Genomic DNA, 19094 nt, shown 5'->3' with positions numbered 1-19094 from the left:
CTGGATCGATCTCTTCCAGGTGACTGGTTCCTCTTCACCGCGCCATCGGCCCATTTCACAATCGGGAAGTAGTCAACGCCCTCCTCAACGGAAAAATCGAGGCCGGCGGCGGTAATCCCCCCACCACCAAAACCGAAATCCACCAGTAGTAGTGAACGACCCATGTTCGTCTACCGTGAGCCGCGTTATGGCAGTGACGTGTTCTCGTCGGGCACAGTCATAGTTCCCGGCGTTGCCAGCGACAGGGTTCTACACCCAGCAGCGGGACCGATCAAAATCACCCGCACGGGGAACGACCCTGCTGGTGGTTTCGATTTTGATGAAAGCGAGGAGACATAGCCCCTCGCCAACTCCCCGTAGCTGGCGAACAGTAGCTCCTGGCGCTGGCGCTCGTTGGTGAGTTTGCGTGCCACATCGAAAGCCTTATCGACTTCCCGGTCCAAGTTGTTGTGGGCCTTGAGCAGAATTGGGTCCATCGATAACGGGTTGTAGTGCTCCGCGAGTGACCGCTGGGGGTGCCGCTCGCGTGCCCGCAGCACCAACTGTCCAGCGTCGATGATTCGCTGCTGCGCCTTCTCATCTAGTTCACACAGAGCTGGTCCGCAGTTGTAGCTCCCGATGTACTCCGAAAAACGGAAAAAATAAATAGTGGGGATACATCAACCTTCCACTTTCCATTCTTCCGGCTCAGAGTATTGAGGGGTCTGGGACCGGGTCCGTAAACCCTTTATGTTTTTCGCGCACAGCGGTTTTTAGCGACGCACCCTATAGGTTTTCCGCAGAACCTATATGTGTTTCTGTGCACCCCCATATGTTGTCTGTTTCTAGCGGTATTTCGTTGTACTTTGCGCATCGAATAGTTATTTATCGACGACACTCCGTCACATAGCAAGCAACCATCACACAGAAGAATGGCTTTTGGAGAGTACCTTCCAGCGACAGTAAAACAACCATTAATACTGCCAATATCAGCAGATAATCCAGAACCTTCAGCAGCCCGACAAAAGGAAGTATCACCAAGAAGGCCCAGGGGTATTCCAAAACCATTCAGATCCTCAGCTTTCAACAAGCCACATGACTGAAAGTTAATAGCGTTAAGATTCTCTGGATCAGCTCTCTACGAAGCGTCAGCCTCGGATGCTGCGCGAAGCAGCGCCGCGTAGGCACCACCACGAGCGAGGAGCTCGTTGTGGGTGCCGCGCTCGGCCACGCGGCCGGCGTCGAGGACGACGATCTGCTCCGCATCGCGGATGGTGGACAGGCGGTGCGCAATGACCAGGCGGGTGGCGTCCGCTCCAAGGACTGCTTCCTGGATGGCGCGCTCGGTTTCGTTATCGAGGGCCGAGGTAGCCTCATCCAGAATGAGCACTTGTGGCCGGCGCAGCAGCGTGCGCGCGAGCGAGAGGCGCTGCTGTTCACCGCCGGAGAAGCGGTAACCACGCGAGCCTACGAGAGTATCGAGTCCCTCGGGAAGCGCGGCGATGACCTCATCCACGCGGGCGGCATGCAAGGCCGCCCACATCTCTTCCTCCCTCGCATCCGGCTGCGCGAAGAGGAGGTTCTCCCGCACCGTGCCGTGAATCAGGTAGGTCTCCTGGGAGACCACGCCGATGACCGCCGAGCGTTGCTCGGCAGGAATGTCACGCAGGTTGACTCCGCCTAAGAGCACGGTGCCTTCGGTCGGATCCGCCAAGCGCGCTAGAAGGGAGGCCACCGTGGATTTACCGGAGCCGGTATGCCCCACCAGGGCCGTGGTGGTGTGGGCCGGGATGGAAAGGGAGACGTCGGAAAGCGCGTCGGTGTCGGTGCCGGGGTAGCGGTAGGAGACGTGGCTAAGGGTGAGGGAGGCGTCGGCAAGCTGGGCGGGCTCAGTGGCTTCCTTCAGTTTGGGTTCCAGGTCCAGGTACTCAAAGATGCGACTAAACAGCGCCATGGACGCCACCCACTGCGCGCCCACGTTGAGCAGGCCAGTAATGGGGCGGAATATCTGGGTCTGCAGGGTAGAAAAGGCGATGAGCGTGCCAATCGTAATCCCCGGGCGCAGGCCGGCAACCAGGTAAATCAGCGCCGGCATGACCCCGAAAATGATTTGGGTGAGCGCCATGCGCCAGCGCCCGGCCAGCTGTGACTCCAACTCTAAGCGGATGAGGGAGCGGGAGGTCTTCTCAAACCCATCATAGACGCGTTCCTGCGCTCCCAACGTGGCCGCCAGACGCATGCCGGACACGGACAGATTCTCCGAAATGGTCTGCTGCAACGTCGCCTGCGCGCGGCTGTTTTTCTCCATGAGGCTGCGGCGCAGAACGGCGGCGCGGCGGGTGAGCCACACGGCGGGAGGCAGCACCACCAGGGACAACAGCGAGAGGGTGGGCGAAAGCGCCACCATCGCCACCAGCGTGGCCACCGTCATGGTGAGGTTGCTGGCCACGGACGTCGCCGTGGTGGTGACCATGCCGCGCATCGCTGCGATGTCATTGGTCAGGCGCGACTGAATCTCACCGCCCCGGTTATTGGTAAAGAACTGCAGCGATTGGCGCTGCAGGTTGGCAAAGACCTGCGTGCGCAGCTCGTGCATGATGGTGTGCCCCACCCGCGCCGACAGGAAGGACTGGATAACGCCAATGGCCTGGGAGACCACGGTAATGGCCAGCATGCCGCCGACGAGCCACAACAGCAGCGTGGTGTCGTGCTCAGGAATCGCCTCGTCCACGGTGCGGCGCACGAGGAAAGGCTGCACCACCGTCAGCCCCGAAGTCGCCACGATGAGCGCGACCACCAGCAGCAGCGTGCCGCGGTGCGGGGCAAACAGGCCGGCGACGCGGCCAAATTTCACTGGGTGCTGGGCCAGCTGATCGACGTCCGCCGGGTCCTTCACCGCGGTGTGCATCGGCCGGGTCATGGCTTAACCGCAGGTAACGATGGGCTGCGGGTCATAGACCGTGGTGGTGGTCTCCCGGGAGATTTCCTTGCCGGACAGGTCCTTGATCACGCGGGTATCGGAGGTGGTAAAGCCCGGCGCACCGGAGGAGGGCGAACAATCCTCACTCACAGACTTGCGCTGCGGCTCGGTCTTGGCCCAGCGCCCGTTGTTGATGGACTCCACCTCAACCGTCTTCACGCCCTTGAAGCGCACGGTGATCTCACTGCCAAAGTCGGTCTCAATACGCACCGGGTGGTTCGAGGTGTTCTTGAACTGCAAGTCAATCGCGCCTTCATAGACGGTGGCCTCGCGGCCAGCCGGGTAGCGCGAGATGTAGTAGGAGTGCGGGGTGTGCGCGACGTCCTCCATGCCGGCGAAGTACGCGGCGTTGTACAAGGTGGTGGCGAACTGAGAGATGCCGCCGCCCACGGCCTTGCCCGCGTGGCCGTCGATAATGATGCCGGATTCCACGTAGCCCTGCGCGGTACCGCGCGGGCCGGTGTAGCCGTTGAGGGAGAAGGTCTCACCCGGGTTAACCACGGCACCGTTGACCTGCTGGGCCACCAGGCGGATATTGGTGCCGGAGGCCCCGGAGAAACCACCGGTGGAGAACTCGGACACGGTCTCATCGAAGGTGGCCTTCTCCGCCATCTCCGTGGTGAAGTCCGCCGGGTCCGGCTTGTAATCGGCGTCCCATTCGCGGTCATCCTCGCTGCTCACACGGTCTTCAAAACCATCGAGCGTCTTCTCCCAGTCGATGATGGAGCCATCTACCGAGGGCGTGATCTGCTTGTCATTGCCGCTGAAGGAAATCTTGGCGTTAGTACCAGGCACCTCGGAGCCTTGCATGCGCTCCTGGAAGAGCTCGCGCGCGCGGTCCTTATCCACCTTGAGGCGCAGCTCGCCATCCTCCGCGGCGATGGAGACGAACTGGGAGATCTCCGGCTTGCGCAGCGTACCGGCGGTGTTGTTCTCGCCTTTCAGGGTGAGTGGGTTATCCAGCGCGCGGGCGGCATCCCCGGTGCGCATGGCCTCAATCGCCGCATCATTAATCTGTGGCTCCACCACCATCGGCTCGACGTCTACGCCCTCGGGGTCGAGCCAGTGCTTAACGACGCCCTCGTGCAACTCTCCCTCTTCCACCGCCTGGCCGAGCTTGGGTTTGGTCTCTTTGAGGGAGCCGTCGATAAGCTCCAGGTTTCCGTCCTCCGGTTCGACCTTCAGATCGTTGCCAACGCGCTCGAGCTCTCCGGAGAGCTGCGTTTCATCAACGTCGACGGCGACAGGGATTTCCTGGGTGGGCTTGATGAAGCTGTACAAGCGCGAGAAGGGGTTCAGGGAGGCGTCGGGAATGCCATCGACGGCCTTCTGATAGTTCAGGCTCAGGCCGGAATCTTGGGGGATAAGCTGCGAGCTTTTCTCCCCGGCGCGGATATCCACGGGCTGGGCCGCGATGTCCCCGAGTTCCTGCTCCAGCTTCTCCACCGCAGCAGTGCGCTCCATGCGGGAGATGTCCACGCCGCCAACCGACGTCGCGCGCGGAACCTTGTGCTGGTTGGCCATCACATCCCACGCATAGGCGATGCCGGCGATGAGTATCAGGCCGACGAGCACGCCAAGGGTGACATGAAGCCCCTTACGTCGCTGCTGCCTATGTCCGATTGCCTTTTTCACGTGTACGAGATTAACGTCTGCCAGCTAGTTTTTACTAGTTACCCTCCTGCTGGGCCACGACTTCGGCGGCCGCGTCGATGACCGCGTTGATGTCCTCATCGGTGGACCACAGCGGCATATCGGCGCCCGCTGCCAGCGCCGCAGCGACGGCCTCCGGCACGCTGAAATTCTCCGAGATGGAGGCCATTCCACCCAGGTCATCGGTGTAAATCGTGCCCTCGAAACCCAGTTCCTCGCGGACCAGCTGGTAAGCCCGCGGGTTAAGGGAGGCGGGTTCGTCCCCTAACCCAGGCACCACGAGGTGGCCCATCATGAGCGCTGCTTCCGGAGCTTGTGGGAGGGCGGTATGAAAGGACACGAACTCGTGTCCGTACAGTTCTTCCAGTGGCGGGGTCACGGCCTCACCCAGGTGCGTGTCCCCGGAGGCGCGCCCGTGGCCAGGAAAGTGCTTGAACACGGCCTTCACACCGGCGGCCTGCAGCCCGCGGGCGAAGGCCGCGCCATACTCGCCGGCGGCCTCCGGATCGGTGGAGAAGGCGCGATCACCGACGACCTCGAGGTCTCCCCCATCCACGTCGAGCACTGGTGCAAAGTCCACCGTCACGCCGTGTGCGCGCAGGCTGTGCCCGATTTCTGTGGCCAAGGCCTCGACCTCTTCTGGGCTATGCCCCTCCGCCATGGCCTGCGGGGAGGGGTAGTCGCCCAAGATTTCGGAGAAACGCTGCACGCGCCCACCCTCGAAATCGATGGAAACTTCAAAGTCACGGCCCATCTCCTCGCGCAAAGCGTTTACTCCTCGCGGGCCATCGCTGAGTAGCTCAGGATCTGCCCAGCTCGGGATAAAGAGCCCGCCCACGCCGGCTTCGAGCTTCGCCCGGGCATCCTCGTAGTTCAGCGCCGGGGGCATGAGCTTGGCGGCGGCGCGGACGCGGACGTCTTCCGGCGCGACATCCGGTGGTGCCGCGTCTCCCGACGCGGCACTAGTCGGCGCCACATCGCCCGACGCGGCGCTCGAGGCCGCGGCGCTGGTTTCGCTCGGCGGGGCGTCGGAAAGCACGGATTCCTCGCTACACGCGCTCAGCGCACAGCTAGCACTCAACAGGAGGGCGGGCATTGCTTTTCTCATGCCCACCAGTGTGCCTGAAGCACCCGCGCGGGCAACATCTGGTTGTTAGGATGGCCACATGAATAATGGAGAGACCATGCTCATTGCCTATGACGGCTCCGACCGCGCCGACCGCGCCCTCGAGTACGCCGCGCGGCTTCTGCGCCCCACCGACGTCGAAATCCTCACCGCGTGGGAGCCGTCCGCACGCCAGGCCGCCCGCGCCGTCAGCCGCACCGGGCTGCACCAGTCCACGGTCTCGCCGGAGAGCGTGGAAGATGATCCGGCCTACGAGGAGGCCCTCGCCATCTGCCGCCAGGGAATCGCCAAGGCGGAGACCTTGGGGCTGCGGGGCCATGCCCACCTGGTGGAATCCGTGACGACGATTCAGAGCGCGATTGTCGACGCCGCCCAAGAACTCGACATCGACGTCATCGTCACCGGCACCCGCGCGCTCACTGGCTTCCGCTCCCTGTGGAACAACTCCACCGCAGAGTACATCGTGCGCAATGCGGGTCTGCCGGTGTTCATCGTGCCACCGGAGAACGATGATGAGGACGACGCGGAAGAAAGCGACTCCTAAAGGCAGCTTTTAGCTGCTAGAATCTGGCGCCATGGCATTCGACAGCGATTCCCTCAACAAGCGCACCCTGGGCCCGGCCCTGGGCAGCGCGGTCGTTGGCGTAGCGCTGGGGGTCGTGACCATCCTGGGCATCGCGCAGTTCTCGCAGGCAGATGCCGTTCCAAACGATAATTCTGTCAAGGCCTCCGACGCCGTGATGGGCGGGCCGGAGTACGGCTCCCGCGAGTAGCGTGCGCGCACGCATCGGGGGGCTTTTCTTTTTAGCCCTCGTGGTTCTTCTGCAGCCGTGGGGGTTGACTGCTGCTGATACCAAGCACGATCTGGTGGTCAACCCGGCGCGTTTCCTGGCCAGCGCATTGCATGCTTATACCGACACCTTCACGCTGGGCCAGCTGCAAAACCAGGCCTATGGCTACCTCTTCCCCCAGGGCTTGTTTTTCCTGCTGGCGGACCCACTTCCGGACTGGATAGCGCAACGTGCCTGGTGGTTCCTGGTCCTGGCGGTGGGCTTTCTGGGCTTCTTCCGCTTGGTCCGCACGGTGCTTCCCGCTGCCCCTAGCTTTGCCGCGCTGGCAGGCGGAGTGCTCTATGCGCTCTCCCCGCGCACGCTGACCACGCTGGGCGCGATTTCCTCGGAGACCTGGCCGGTCATGCTCGCCCCCTGGGTGCTGCTGCCTTTCCTACGGCCGGGCCGGGTGGACTGGCGGGATGCCGCGCCCTCAGTAGTGGCGGTGGCGTGCATGGGCGCGGTCAACGCCACAGCCACGCTGGCTGCCTGCCTGCCAGCGGGCTTGATTCTGCTGTGGCGGCGCGCGGGCAAGACCGGCCTGGTGTGGTTGGCCGGATGCGCTGCGGTGTCCGCGTGGTGGATTACCCCACTGCTCATCCTGGGCCGCTATGCCCCGCCTTTTACGGAATTCATCGAGTCCGCCGGGGTGACCACGCGCTGGCTCAACCTGGCGGAAATCCTGCGCGGAACCACCAGTTGGGCACCGTTTGTGGATACCGAGCGCGTCGCCGGCAACGAGCTGGCCACCGAGCCGGTCTTCGTGCTTGTCACCGTGGCCGTTGCCGCCTTGGGCCTCATAGGCCTGGCCCGGCTGCCGCGCGAGTGGGCCTTCATGCTGTTGGTGGGCGTGGCCGTGCTCGGCACGCATGCCGCGTGGTACCTCGACGCGCTCGACGGCCCACTGGCCGCGCTGCGCAATGTGCATAAATTCGACCCGCTGGTGCGCATCCCGCTGGTACTCGGCGTGGCCGCGATTGCCGCCCGGGTGAGGTTGCCGCGGACGTTGTCCCCGGGGCGTCGTGAAGCAGCGGGCCTTCTGGTGTGCCTCGTGGTGGTAGGCGCGACCGCCCCCGCCTGGGCGGGCCGGCTGCTGCCGAAGGGGGCGTACGAGGAGGTGCCGGCCTATTGGCACGAAGCCGCCGATTTCTTGAACTCGCTGGATACGCGCGTGCTCATCTACCCACCGGCCTCCTTTGCACGGCAGGACTGGGGCTGGACGCGCGATGAGCCGGCGCAGCCGCTTCTCGACGTCCCCTGGGCCGTCCGTGACGCCGTTCCCCTCATCCCGCCCGAGGCTATCCGTGGCCTGGACGGTGCGATGGCGCAAATCGAACGCAACCCTGCCACGGCGCCCTTCGTGTTGCAGCGCCTGGGCATCGGGGCCGTCGCGGTACGCCACGACCTGATTTCTGGTTCTTCGGCCCATATTCCAGGCGAGGTCCACACCTTCGGGGAGGTCGATGTCGTTGTCTTCGACCGCGACCTCTCCATGAACGTGACACCTGCGGATCCGCCGCGTGTGGCGGGCGGTGGGGAATCGCTCGCGCTCCTCTCCGGCCCCCACGAACTCGTCTCCGCCAACGCCGATATCGTCACCGATACGCCCACCTTGCGTGACCGCAACTACGGCACGCTTTCCGGCCCAGTGTCCGCGCCCCTGGCCCCTGATGACCCATCGACGGTGCACAATCGCCTGCGCGACTACCCCTCTGCCGGCCCGCTGACCCAAGTGGTGGAACACGATGGCCGCGTCACCGCGTCATCGTCTGCCGCAGATGCCTCCGCCTTCGGCGGCGCGAACCCGGCGCGCTCTCTCACGGCGGCCGTCGACGACGAAAACTCCACCGCCTGGTGGCCAGCGCCTGGTGATTCTGGCTGGTTGGAGCTGCATTCTACGTCTCCGTGGTCCTCGCCGACGCTGCGGTTGATGACCACCGGCACGACTGAGGTGACCATCCACAACGGCGATTCCAAGGTCATGGTCACCATGGAGGCCTACCGCGCCCGCGATATTCGTGTGCCCGGCGCGCAGGCCTCCACCATCCGCATCGAGCCACAGCGCCGCACCGGGATTGCCGAGGCCTCCATCGTGGACCAGCCCACCCCGCGGCGCATCGTCACCGTGCCCGATAACTCGCCGGATGCCGAACAGTTCCTCTTCCAGCAGGACAACGAACACATCCTCATCCGCTCTTTCACCGTCCCGCGCGATATGACGGTGCGGGTCTCCGGCGAGAAGACAGTGCTTATCGACGGCTCCCCCCACGCCCCCAACACCACCCTCAACCTGTCCGCCGGGCAGCACCGCCTGCGCACCACCGGCGACTGGGCAGCGTTGACCGATACCGCGTCTTCCCTGCCCGATCCCCTCCCCGCCTCCTCTCACGCATCTTCTGCGGACTCAGCCGCTTCTTCTAACCAGGAAGCCGTCGCAGCCGACCCATCCAACTCCGGCTATACTCCGCTCGCCTCCGGCGAGCCCATCGAGCCTGCCGACCACGACCGCCTTCTCATCACCGGGCGTGCTTTCAACGAGGGCTTGCGCGGCGAGCTGCGCTCCCCCAACACAGCCGCGGTCTCGACACCAGGTTCAGCAAAAGACTCAGCACAAGATTCAGCACCGGCCACTAGCCCGGAACCGCTGGCCCTCGAACCGCGTTCCATCGATGCGGACACGCAGGCCTTCCTCGTCCCCGCCGGTGCCAGTGGCACCTTCCACATGTCTTTTGCTGCCGACCGCGCCTATCGCGTCGGCTTGGGCCTCGGCGGCGCGCTCGCCGCGCTGACCACCGCGCTGTGCCTGCTCGTCATGGCCCGCGGCCCCCGCCCTCAATCCGCTTCCCCCGCCACCTCCGCTGCCTCGCCTGCTGCTTACGCAACACACGATTCAGCCGCAGCCGGCCCAGTCGCCGATGCCGCCCTCCCGGCATCCTCCGCGGCTTTCCAAACGCCCTCGCCCGCCCGTGTTGCCCACTCGTCTTTCTCGGCACGTGTCCTTCTGGCACTACTCATCGCGGCAACGATGGCGCTCGTCGCGGGTCTGCCCGGTGTGGCCGCCGCTGCCGCGGCGTGGGCCATCACCCGCTGGACCACGTTGCGCTCCGACTACTTGGCGGGCGCGCTGACCCTGGCCGCGGGCGCGATGCTCGCCCGCGCACCCTGGCCCACGGACGGCTACGCCGGCGACTCGCTTCTGGTGCAGCTGCTCTGCGTCGCAGCCATCACGTGTGCCTGCTTCCCATCCCGCCGCACGTCCTAAGTACCCGGCCCCACCCCAGATGGTTTCCCTCAAAAGGTACTAGTCAAAAGGTGTCTTTGGGGGCAAGGAAACCATCTGCGGCGGTGTAAAAGGTTTGTTTGGGGTCAAGTAAACCGTTTGACTAATGCCTTCTGGAAAATGCCATGAGTGAAGTGCCATCTACGGCCCCGCCGAGCCAGCAGAACCAGTAAAACCAGCGGCGTTGGCAAGGGATCCGGAACCGGAAGCGCTCGCAGAATCGGCGGCGCGGCGCGGCAGGGAACGCGGAACGGCGATGCGGCCGCGAGTAAAGGCGAAGGAGCGGATGAGGTCGCGGCCGGGGACCTCGACAAGCACGTAGGTCGCGGCAGACAGCACACAGCTGACCACCACCGTAAAAGCCAGCACCACCGCGAAATCCCCGGCAGCACCCGAGAAGGCAGACACACCCAACAGCGGGAAGGCAATGGCCAGCACCGCCACATGCCACATGAACACCCCATAAGACCAGCGGCCCAGCGCCCGCATCCACTCGGAGGCCAGCCAGCTTTCCCGCGGCGACAGCGCTACCGGCACCACGATGCAGGCCCCGCACACAGCACCCACCGCGATGCGGCGCGCAAACTCGCCAGGCTCAGGATGCACCAGCCCCTGCGGGCCGAACCACTCGCGGCTCGCCAGCCACACGCAGCCCGCGGCCACCACCCAGCAGACCGGACGCACAATCCGCCCGGCGCGCAGGCGTACCTGCGCGGCCTCGGCCTCTGCGGCCAGCATCCCCACCGCGAACCACGAGAAATACGCCGGCGGCCAAATCTGAGTATTGACATCCCCGGATTCATAACCGGCTACGAATGGCAGGAAGCCCCAGAACAAACTCAGTACGCCAGCAACCGCAAGAAGCACAACCCTTAAACGCGCAGAAAACCTATCCAACCCCCACGCCAACAACGGCAACACCGCGTAGAAGGCGAACTCCACGCACAGCGACCACAATTGCGTTAACCCGGGAACCAGGCCGTCAGCAATATAGAGCTGCGTGCCCGTCACATTAGTGATGACTTGCGGGAGGGTTAGGGGGGAGGCGTCGGGAAGCAAGGCGAGTACCGCCACCACGCACACGACATACAGCGGTGCCAAACGCGCCACGCGGGAAAGAAGATACTGCCCCGCCGTGTGCGCATGCCGCCGGCGCCACAGCAAGAATCCGCTGAGCACGAAGAAGACCGCTACCCCGTAATCCAAGCGCTCAGCCCAAGCCCAGCCGGTGGCCGTCTGGAAGGACACGTGCGTGATCACGACCGCCAGCGCTGCCAGCGCACGCACGCCTTCGAGCTCAGGGAGAAAGCGCATGGCCCACTACGATACTATTTCTGCAGTGAATCCCTCGACCGATCGGAGCTGACGTGTTCCTTCGCTCCCGCCTAGCGCAGGTGACGATTGCCGCCGCGGTGTTCCTCATACTCGGGTCCATCCTTCCGCCGCTGTACAACAACCAGTCCCGCCCGCTGCCCAGGGGCCTCGACATCACGGTCCGCGCGGAGCAGGATGGGGTTGAGTTCACCCGCCACACCACTACCGCCCCTGCGGAGAAGGATTCGGTGGCCCGCGCGCAATCCACCACAGAACTCACCGTAGATGGCGAGACCTTCGCGCACATCACCGAGGAATCCCTGCTCAACCGCGAGTCCACCTACCCGCTGGCGGGGCCGAACACGACACAGCACATCGAGCTTTCTGCCTTCGACGCGCAGATGGAGGACCGGGTTGAGCGCGATGGTATAAGCTACTTCTTCCCCTCCGGGGCGGAGCAGCGCTCCTACCCTTTCTTCGATCCCCTCACCCAGGACACGGAGCCCATCGATTTTCTGCGCGATGAGAAGCTCGACGGCATCCCCACCTACGTCTTCCACCAGGATGTCGCGCCGGTCTTGCTCACGGAGGTCTTCGGCCTCGATGCTCGCCGCTCCGGCCCGGCGGGCGATTTCTACTCGCCGGGATCCTTAGAGCGCTACAACCTCAAGCCGAATTCGCACATCATCCTCGAGCCTTTCTACGCGGTGAGCCGCACCGTGTGGGTCGAGCCCACGACCGGCACCATCGTCAACGAGGAGGAACACCCGCGCATCTTCTGGGCCACCGACGCGCGCCAGGCCCAGGCCATGGTCGACGCCGATGACACACAAGAACGCGCGCTTCTCGACGTCCCCCTCTCCTGGTCCGACTCCACCCGCACCGAACGCCTCGACTCGGTTCGCGGGGTCATCGACACGGTCAAGATCTTGAGCCTCGTGGGGTGGTTGGGCAAGGCCATCGGCGTGGTGTTGTTGGCAGTGGCGGCTGCGATGTTCATGCGCCGTCATTCGGCGCAAAGCGCGTAGGCGCCCGTGACTACGTCCCGGGCCTCCCTTGCGATGCGCGCCGCCCTCTGCGCATGGGGTTTAGTACTCGTGATCGCCGTGTGCTGGCCCTTTGCGCTGCCCGGCGAGTTCCTGTGGCGCGACATGGTGTTGCTTGAGCACCCAGCGTTCACCGCCTCTGCCTTCGGCGCCGGCGATCTGCCCGCACGCAATGCTCCGCAGGACGGGGTGCTGGCGATGGTCGGCGGGGCGTGGCTGGCCAGGGTTTTTATCCTCGGCGCGGCGAGTGCTTCGGCGTGGGTGGCGGGTCTATGGGCGTGCCAGCGCCCACAATTCAGCCTGTGGGCAGCAGCTGCGGCGATGGCGTGCGCGGTGGCCAATCCTTTCGTCATCGAGCGCCTCTTGCAGGGCCAGTGGTCACTGGCGGTCGCGGCCTGGCTGGCGCCCGTGATCGCGTGGGGGTGCTTAAACTGCCACCCGCGCGTCGCGTGGCTGGCGCTGTGGGCCGCGTCCTTGACGCCCACCGGCGGGCTCTTCGGGGGCCTCATCGCGGTTGTCTGTGAGCGCGAAAGGCGTTGGCTCTTCGCGGTCGGCTCAGTCTTGTTGTGGTTGCCGTGGCTGGTTCCAAGCCTCGCGGCCGGCGTGTCCATGGTCCACGGCGACCCCGCCGCCCAGGCCGCGGCCTTTGCCCCGCGCGCAGAGGCCTACGTGGGCACGGTCGGCTCACTGCTCGGTTTCGGTGGCATCTGGAACGCCGCCGCGGTGCCGACGTCCCGCGAACATGGCTTCGCCGTGGCGGGGCTTGCTGTTGCCGCCCTCGCCGTCTTGGGCGCTGCCCGCCTGTCCCGGCGCGAGCTGCGCCCGCTAGCGGCCCTGGCGGTGGTTGGGATGGGCCTGGCTATCCTCGGCGCGCTGGCACCCGGGCTTACCGCGTTCGCCATCGAGCGCATGCCCGGCGCGGGCCTGCTGCGCGATTCCTCCAAGCTCACCTTGCTCGCCCTGCCGCTGGCCGTGGCGGGCATCGCGTCTCTGCGCCAGCTTCCGGCAGCGCTCGCCCTGTGTGCCTGCCTGCTCCAAGCCCCCGATGCCCCGCGGGAGCTCGCCGTATTGAAGCCGCGTGAGACGGGCATCGACCACCAGCTCATCGAAGAGCTCGATGGCCGCCTGACCTTCTTCGCCGACCGCCCCGCCATGGTCGTAGTCGACGGCGGCATCGCCCTCGACCCCTACTCCAAGGCCGCGAACAAGCTCGACTCCGGCGAGCTCACCGTCGACGGTGTGACAGTGGATGAGCCATCGCCGCGCTACCTCGCGGCCGCCGAAGCCTGGACCAACCGCGACCTCAACCGGCTAGAAGAGTTCGGCGTGGGCGCAGTCGTCGAGGATGGCCGCATCGTTGTCACCACGAACGCCCAACCGACACCCGCCCCGTGGGTTCTTAGCGCCGCTTGGTGCGCACTTCCGCTTCTAGCAACTCTTCGAAGCGCGCGCCGGTTTTCTCCCACGAAAAAGTAGCCGCCAACTCGCGCGCCGCGTTGCCTAAACGGTGGCGGAGGGAGGGGTCGTCGACAAGCGTGCGCACCGCCTGCGCGAACTCCTCCTCGCGCTGCACCAGCACACCAGTCTCACCGGCGATAACGCTGTCTTGCAGGCCGAAGGCATAACCTACCGTGGGAACCCCATGTTGGGCCGCCTCCATGACTGCCAAACCCCAGCCTTCTTTGCGGGAGGGCATAAGGTGCACGTCGGCGCGCGCGAGGAGCGCATGTTTATAGTCCTCAGTGACCTGACCGCGGAAGCGCACGCGGTCTTCCACCCCGTGGGCCCGGGCGTACTCGCGCAGCTGGGATTCCCACCAGCCGGAACCGATGACGTCGAGAATCGCCCCCGGAATCCGCGCCACGGTGTCCATGGCGTGCTCAATCTGCTTGTGCGGCACCAGGCGCGACAGCGTCACCAGGTGGATATCGGCCTCGGGCTCCAGGGTGGGCACGTGCTGCGGCAGGGGGTCCACGCCGTTTTCAATGATGCGCGCACCGTGAATCCCCAGCTTCTCTAAATCGCGCTTCGAGGCTTCCGAGACCGTCACCCACGTGTTCTCGCGGTACAGCGTGGGGACCACGCGAGATTCCAGGAACCAGCCCAGCCGCGCCAGGACGGGCCCGGCCACCGGCCACTGCTCGCGGTGGCAGTGGTGCGTCAGGATCACCACGGGCGCCCGGGTGGCCAGGTGCGCAAAGAACGGGATGCCGTTGTGGGTATCCACCACGACATCGAAACCGCGGCGCCCGAACAACATCGCCACCAACGCGCGCGGGTACACGCTGAACTTGGCCCCGGCACGCGAATAGAGCACGCCGTTGCGGCGCTCGCGCTTGGCGGCGTTCATGTGGCGCGCAGTACGGAAGACCACCTCGTGGCCTTGGGCAGCGAGGTACTCGCCGACGCGCTCAAGGTAGCGCTCGGAACCGCCCCCCTGCGGGTGGGTGGAATCGCGCCAACATAAAAGAAGGATTTTCATGACGATGCTTTAGCCTAGTGGGTTATGAAACGCACCCGCGCCTTGGCCACCCTGCGCCGCTCCTGGCGGCTGCTGCGCTCCTTCCGCTTCGAGCAGACAGCACCCGCGATCTTTTATGGCGGTCTGGCTGAGGACACCGCCGCGCTTGTCGACGCCCTCTCCCGCGATCATTCTTTGTCCCTCACCGGCGCGCGCGTGCTCGACGTCGGGGGCGGGCCCGGCTATTTCGCTTCCGCCTTTGCCCAGCGCGGTGCCAGTTATGTGGGGCTGGAGCCGGACGTGGGTGAAATGGCCGCCGCCGGCATCTCAGTGGCCCAAGCAGTGCGCGGCGATGGCACGTGCCTGCCTTTTGCGGATAACACTTTCGACATCACGTATTCCTCCAACGTGGCCGAGCACATCCCGAACCCGTGGGATATGGGCGAGGAGATGCTGCGCGTGACCAAGCCCGGCGGTCTGGTGATCTTGAGCTACACGGTGTGGCTGGGACCTTTCGGCGGGCACGAGACCGGCCTGTGGGAGCACTACGTGGGCGGCGAGTTCGCCCGCGACCGCTATATCCGCCGCCACGGCCACCCGCCGAAGAACGTCTTCGGCACCTCGCTCTTCGCGCTTTCCGCACGCGAAGGTCTGGACTGGGCGCGGGGCGTGACGTCGCAAGGCTCGCAGCTCCTCGCAGCCTTTCCGCGCTACCACCCTGCCTGGGCCTGGTGGGTGACCAAGGTGCCGGTGCTTCGCGAGTTCCTCACCTCCAACCTGGTCCTCGTCCTACGCGCTTAATCCCCCCGTAAAACGCCGAATGCTCCCCCGCAGGGGAGCATTCTTTAGATGCGAAGACTAGCTGGCAGACTCAACACGCTGCTTGAGCGCGGAGAACTGGTCCCACACCTCAGACGGAACGCGGGAGCCCAGGAAGGTCAGGTACTCCTTGTTGTCTTCCATGTCGCCAGCCCAATCGGCCGGGTTCACGGCAAGTGCCTCGCGGACGTCCTCGATGTCGAAGTCCAGGCCGGTGAGGTCGATATCCTCCGGGCGAGCGGTGTGGCCCACGACGGTTTCGACAGCGTCGACGTTGCCCTCGATGCGGTCCACAATCCACTTGAGAACGCGGGAGTTCTCGCCGAAGCCCGGCCACAGGAAGCGGCGGTCCTCACCGCGGCGGAACCAGTTCACCAGGAAGATGGCCGGCATGCGGTCGCCGCCCTTTTCACCCATATCGATCCAGTGCTGCAGGTAGTCACCGGCGTTGTAGCCCATGAAGGGCAGCATGGCCATCGGGTCGTGGCGCAGGGCGCCGACCTTGCCCTCAGCGGCAGCGGTCTGGCCAGAGGAGAGCAGGGCGCCGATCATGGTGCCGTGGTTCCAGTCGAAGGCCTGGGTCACCAGCGGAACGGTATCTGCGCGGCGGCCGCCGAAAAGGATGGCATCAATCTTGACGCCCTTCCAGTCATCAAACTCCGGAGCGGCAGACGGGCACTGCGTGATCGGCACGCAGTAGCGGGAGTTCGGGTGCGCCGCCTTGGTGGTGGAAGCCGGGGTCCAATCGTTGCCGTGCCAATCGATGAGGTGCTCCGGGGCCTCGCCCATTTCCTCCCACCAGACATCGCCGTCGTCGGTCAGCGCGACGTTGGTGAACAGGGTGTTGCCCGGCTCCATCGTCTTCATAGCAATCGGGTTGGAGTCGTAGTTGGTGCCCGGTGCCACACCGAAGAAACCGTTCTCCGGGTTGACGGCGTACAGGCCATCCTCGCGCAGCCTCATCCAGGCGATGTCATCGCCCACAACCTCAGCCTTCCAGCCCGGGATGGTCGGGGTGATCATGGCCAGGTTGGTCTTACCGCAGGCGGACGGGAAGGCGGCCGCGATGTGGTACTTCTTGCCCTCCGGGTTGGTGAGCTTCAGGATGAGCATGTGCTCTGCCATCCAGCCTTCTTCCTTCGCCATGACGGAAGCGATACGCAGCGCGTAGCACTTCTTGGCCAGGATGGCGTTTCCGCCGTAGCCGGAACCGTAGGACCAAATCTCCTTGGTTGCCGGGAACTGCGTGATGTACTTCTTGTCATTGCACGGCCACGCAACATCCTCCTGGCCCGGCTCCAGCGGAGCACCAACGGAGTGCAGGGCGTGGACAAAATCGCCGTTCTCACCAATCTTGTCCAGAGCCTGCTGGCCCATGCGGGTCATAATGCGCATGGAGAGCACGACATAAGCCGAGTCGGTGAGCTGCACGCCGAGTTTGGGGTCCGGGTCGCTGATGGGGCCCATGCAGAAAGGCACCACGTACATGGTGCGGCCCTTCATGGAACCGCGGAAGGCCTCGGTCATCTCTTCCTTCATGGCTGCCGGCGGGGCCCAGTTATTGGTCGGGCCTGCATCCTCCTCAGTCTCGGTGCAGATGAAGGTGCGGGACTCCACGCGGGCGACATCCGACGGGTTCGAGCGAGCCAGGTAAGAGTTCGGGCGCTTCTCCTCGTTGAGCTTAATCAGGGTGCCCTTTTCCACTAGCTCGGCGGCGAGGCGGTCAGCCTCCTCCTGGGAGCCATCTACGAAGACGACCTCTTCCGGCTGGAAGAGCTCGACGTTCTCACTGATCCACGAAATAAGCTTCTCGTTCTTCGTGGGCAGTTCACCTACAAGGCCTTTAATAGTTGCGGTCATCTCACATTCTCCTGTGGTCGGTATGGCCAGGGTGCTCAATATCGCCGAAGGTTTGCCCTATCGACGTTTCACCAACCAGAGTACGGATACTGGTGATAACACAACGTGTAATGCAGGCCACCCTGGTTATATCCACCCAGTTCACGCCGACTATGCCGAGGACAGTCGAGTGTGAAATATGGCACCCCACGGAGGATTATGCCCCCGTACGGGGGTGTAGATTCTTTGGTTCGCCTATCCCGTACGCCCGTCCTGCTACCCCCACGGCGTCCTGTGTGTCCTCCACCGAGGCGCCCCTCCACCCTCCACGGCGCGGCACGTTGCCCCTCACCCCTGCTTAAGGGAACAATGTCAACTGATGAATAGTGCAGACTCCTCCCAGAATCCCGCCGCGCAGATGCCTCATGGCCGCGGCCTCCAGACGGATTTCAACGCCGAGTTCAACAATGATTTGGACTACCCACGCCTCGGCAACGTGACCTTCCGTCGCGGCACCCTCACCGACAACCAGAACGCCCTCTTCGAGGAGCACTGGCCTCAGTTGGGACGCCTGCTTGCCGACGAACCCCTCGACATCCCCGCCTGGTTCAACCGCGAGGGCGCCAAGACCATCGTGGAAATCGGCTCCGGCACCGGAACCTCCACTGCTGCGATGGCCCCGTTGGAAAAGGACACCAACATTGTTGCCGTCGAGCTTTACAAGCCAGGCCTAGCCAAGCTGCTGGGCTCCATTGTCCGCAACGATATTGAGAACATCCGCATGGTCCGCGGCGATGGCATCGAAGTTCTCATGCGCATGTTTGCGCCCGAATCCCTCGACGGCATCCGTATCTTCTTCCCGGACCCGTGGCCCAAGGCCCGCCACCACAAGCGCCGCATCATCCAATCCGGCACCCTCAACCTCTTCGCCTCCCGCCTGAAACCCGGCGGCGTGCTCCACGTGGCCACCGACCACGCCGGCTACGCCGAGTGGATCGACGAGCTCGTAGAGGTCGAGCCCTCCCTCGATTACAAGGGCTGGCCCTGGCCGGAATGCCCCATCCTGACGGACCGCCAGGTCATCACCAAGTTTGAGGGCAAGGGCCTGGATAAGGAACACGTCATCACCGAGTATCTCTGGGAGAAGAAGTAATGGCCGGCACCTACCTTCTGGTGTGGGATGCGCCCAACATGGACATGGGGCTTGGCGCCATCCTCGGCGGGCGCCCCACCGCCGCCTACCGCCCGCGTTTTGATGCCATCGGCCGCTGGCTGGTGGAGCTGGCCTTTGACAACGACGCCACCCCCGAGGCCGCGGTCTTCACCAACGTCACTCCCGGCGGCGCCGACGTCATCCGCCCCTGGGTCGAGGCTATCCGCAACGTCGGCTTCGCCGTCTTTGCCAAGCCAAAGCTCCACGAGGACGATGATGTCGACCCCGACATGGTCGAGTACATCAAGGCCAACCGCGAGAACCTCTCCGGTGTCATCGTGGCCTCTGCTGACGGCCAGAACTTCCAGCACCTGCTGGAGCAGCTCTCTGCTTCCGGTCTGCCCACCTGTGTGCTCGGCTTCCACGAGCACGCCTCCTGGGCGCTGACCCACCCCGACATCGAATTCGTCGACCTCGAAGACATCGACGGCGTCTTCCGCGAACCGCTGCCCCGCGTTAACCTGGACAACCTGCCTCCAGGCGGCGCCTGGCTGCAGCCTTTCCGCCCGCTGTCCGCGCTGCTTCCGGAACGCGCGCCCGAGCACAGTTAGGAG

Annotated in this window: 15 protein-coding genes; 8 read left to right on the top strand and 7 right to left on the bottom strand. The window is 64.6% G+C overall.

The window, feature by feature from the left end:
- Positions 1-185: 185 nt before the first annotated feature.
- The 4 genes from HMPREF3147_RS13090 to HMPREF3147_RS00540 all read right to left on the bottom strand — a co-directional run bounded on the left by HMPREF3147_RS13090 (position 186) and on the right by HMPREF3147_RS00540 (position 5720).
- Positions 186-539 carry a type IIL restriction-modification enzyme MmeI gene (locus HMPREF3147_RS13090; RefSeq protein ID WP_016423158.1) on the bottom strand — a complete coding sequence of 118 codons (354 nt, stop codon included), beginning with the start codon at positions 537-539 and terminating at the stop codon, positions 186-188.
- 578 nt (positions 540-1117) lie between these two features.
- Positions 1118-2899: an ABC transporter ATP-binding protein gene (locus HMPREF3147_RS00550; protein ID WP_070443332.1), complete on the bottom strand. Its 1782-nt coding sequence runs from the start codon at positions 2897-2899 to the stop codon at positions 1118-1120.
- A gap of 3 nt (positions 2900-2902) precedes the next feature.
- On the bottom strand, positions 2903-4594 hold the full coding sequence (locus HMPREF3147_RS00545; protein ID WP_070443330.1) for a VanW family protein: 1692 nt from the start codon (positions 4592-4594) through the stop codon (positions 2903-2905).
- Positions 4595-4628: 34 nt separating this feature from the next.
- The gene (locus tag HMPREF3147_RS00540) at positions 4629-5720 is read right to left on the bottom strand and encodes a glycoside hydrolase family 3 N-terminal domain-containing protein (protein ID WP_070443328.1); all 1092 of its coding nucleotides are present in this window, start codon (positions 5718-5720) and stop codon (positions 4629-4631) included.
- 58 nt (positions 5721-5778) lie between these two features.
- Here HMPREF3147_RS00540 and HMPREF3147_RS00535 point away from each other — a divergent pair, with 58 nt between their 5' ends.
- The 3 genes from HMPREF3147_RS00535 to HMPREF3147_RS00525 are packed head-to-tail and all read left to right on the top strand — an operon-like array spanning position 5779 to position 9830.
- Positions 5779-6282 carry a universal stress protein gene (locus HMPREF3147_RS00535; protein ID WP_046647573.1) on the top strand — a complete coding sequence of 168 codons (504 nt, stop codon included), beginning with the start codon at positions 5779-5781 and terminating at the stop codon, positions 6280-6282.
- 31 nt (positions 6283-6313) lie between these two features.
- Positions 6314-6511 carry a DUF2613 domain-containing protein gene (locus tag HMPREF3147_RS00530; RefSeq protein WP_010188604.1) on the top strand — a complete coding sequence of 66 codons (198 nt, stop codon included), beginning with the start codon at positions 6314-6316 and terminating at the stop codon, positions 6509-6511.
- A 1-nt stretch (position 6512) separates the two neighbouring features.
- A complete protein-coding gene (locus HMPREF3147_RS00525; RefSeq protein ID WP_070443326.1) occupies positions 6513-9830 on the top strand; it encodes an alpha-(1->3)-arabinofuranosyltransferase domain-containing protein in 3318 nt (1105 codons plus the stop codon).
- Positions 9831-9989: 159 nt separating this feature from the next.
- Here HMPREF3147_RS00525 and HMPREF3147_RS00520 read toward each other — a convergent pair whose 3' ends face one another.
- The gene (locus HMPREF3147_RS00520) at positions 9990-11162 is read right to left on the bottom strand and encodes an acyltransferase family protein (protein WP_070443324.1); all 1173 of its coding nucleotides are present in this window, start codon (positions 11160-11162) and stop codon (positions 9990-9992) included.
- A 53-nt stretch (positions 11163-11215) separates the two neighbouring features.
- Here HMPREF3147_RS00520 and HMPREF3147_RS00515 point away from each other — a divergent pair, with 53 nt between their 5' ends.
- Both HMPREF3147_RS00515 and HMPREF3147_RS00510 read left to right on the top strand, forming a co-directional pair.
- Complete coding sequence (locus tag HMPREF3147_RS00515) at positions 11216-12190, top strand: PorA family protein (RefSeq protein ID WP_070443322.1); 975 nt, start codon at positions 11216-11218, stop codon at positions 12188-12190.
- A gap of 6 nt (positions 12191-12196) precedes the next feature.
- Positions 12197-13684 (top strand): MmpA family trehalose lipid delivery protein, encoded by a 1488-nt coding sequence (locus HMPREF3147_RS00510; RefSeq protein ID WP_246815667.1) that lies wholly within the window; start codon positions 12197-12199, stop codon positions 13682-13684.
- On the opposite strand, the gene HMPREF3147_RS00505 is transcribed toward HMPREF3147_RS00510, so the two are convergent.
- Positions 13608-14690 (bottom strand): glycosyltransferase family 4 protein, encoded by a 1083-nt coding sequence (locus HMPREF3147_RS00505; protein ID WP_070443319.1) that lies wholly within the window; start codon positions 14688-14690, stop codon positions 13608-13610. The two genes, HMPREF3147_RS00510 and HMPREF3147_RS00505, sit on opposite strands and share 77 nt — an antisense overlap.
- Positions 14691-14714: 24 nt before the next feature.
- Here HMPREF3147_RS00505 and HMPREF3147_RS00500 point away from each other — a divergent pair, with 24 nt between their 5' ends.
- Entirely contained in the window at positions 14715-15470 is a 756-nt protein-coding gene (locus tag HMPREF3147_RS00500; protein WP_070443317.1) for a class I SAM-dependent methyltransferase, read from the top strand.
- 57 nt (positions 15471-15527) lie between these two features.
- Here HMPREF3147_RS00500 and HMPREF3147_RS00495 read toward each other — a convergent pair whose 3' ends face one another.
- On the bottom strand, positions 15528-17348 hold the full coding sequence (locus HMPREF3147_RS00495; protein WP_070443315.1) for a phosphoenolpyruvate carboxykinase (GTP): 1821 nt from the start codon (positions 17346-17348) through the stop codon (positions 15528-15530).
- Between the two features lie 358 nt (positions 17349-17706).
- Here HMPREF3147_RS00495 and trmB point away from each other — a divergent pair, with 358 nt between their 5' ends.
- Both trmB and HMPREF3147_RS00485 read left to right on the top strand, forming a co-directional pair.
- Positions 17707-18480, top strand: a complete 774-nt coding sequence (gene trmB / locus HMPREF3147_RS00490) for a tRNA (guanosine(46)-N7)-methyltransferase TrmB (protein ID WP_070443313.1) — start codon at positions 17707-17709, stop codon at positions 18478-18480.
- Complete coding sequence (locus HMPREF3147_RS00485) at positions 18480-19091, top strand: NYN domain-containing protein (RefSeq protein WP_070443311.1); 612 nt, start codon at positions 18480-18482, stop codon at positions 19089-19091. The genes trmB and HMPREF3147_RS00485 overlap by 1 nt, the downstream gene beginning before the upstream one ends.
- Positions 19092-19094: the final 3 nt, after the last annotated feature.

The organism is Corynebacterium sp. HMSC05D03 (genome assembly GCF_001807205.1).
In the GTDB taxonomy this organism is placed as follows: Bacteria; Actinomycetota; Actinomycetes; order Mycobacteriales; family Mycobacteriaceae; genus Corynebacterium; species Corynebacterium aurimucosum.
The sequence above is the reverse complement of the archived record's forward strand: the minus strand, read 5'-3'. Positions and strand labels throughout refer to the sequence as shown.

Coding starts and splice junctions, on each gene's coding strand:
- HMPREF3147_RS00550 (WP_070443332.1), bottom strand. CDS start 2,899: ATGACCCGGCCGATGCACACCGCGGTGAAGGACCCGGCGGACGTCGAT.
- HMPREF3147_RS00540 (WP_070443328.1), bottom strand. CDS start 5,720: ATGAGAAAAGCAATGCCCGCCCTCCTGTTGAGTGCTAGCTGTGCGCTG.
- HMPREF3147_RS00535 (WP_046647573.1), top strand. CDS start 5,779: ATGAATAATGGAGAGACCATGCTCATTGCCTATGACGGCTCCGACCGC.
- HMPREF3147_RS00530 (WP_010188604.1), top strand. CDS start 6,314: ATGGCATTCGACAGCGATTCCCTCAACAAGCGCACCCTGGGCCCGGCC.
- HMPREF3147_RS00520 (WP_070443324.1), bottom strand. CDS start 11,162: ATGCGCTTTCTCCCTGAGCTCGAAGGCGTGCGTGCGCTGGCAGCGCTG.
- HMPREF3147_RS00505 (WP_070443319.1), bottom strand. CDS start 14,690: ATGAAAATCCTTCTTTTATGTTGGCGCGATTCCACCCACCCGCAGGGG.
- HMPREF3147_RS00500 (WP_070443317.1), top strand. CDS start 14,715: ATGAAACGCACCCGCGCCTTGGCCACCCTGCGCCGCTCCTGGCGGCTG.
- HMPREF3147_RS00495 (WP_070443315.1), bottom strand. CDS start 17,348: ATGACCGCAACTATTAAAGGCCTTGTAGGTGAACTGCCCACGAAGAAC.
- trmB (WP_070443313.1), top strand. CDS start 17,707: ATGAATAGTGCAGACTCCTCCCAGAATCCCGCCGCGCAGATGCCTCAT.
- HMPREF3147_RS00485 (WP_070443311.1), top strand. CDS start 18,480: ATGGCCGGCACCTACCTTCTGGTGTGGGATGCGCCCAACATGGACATG.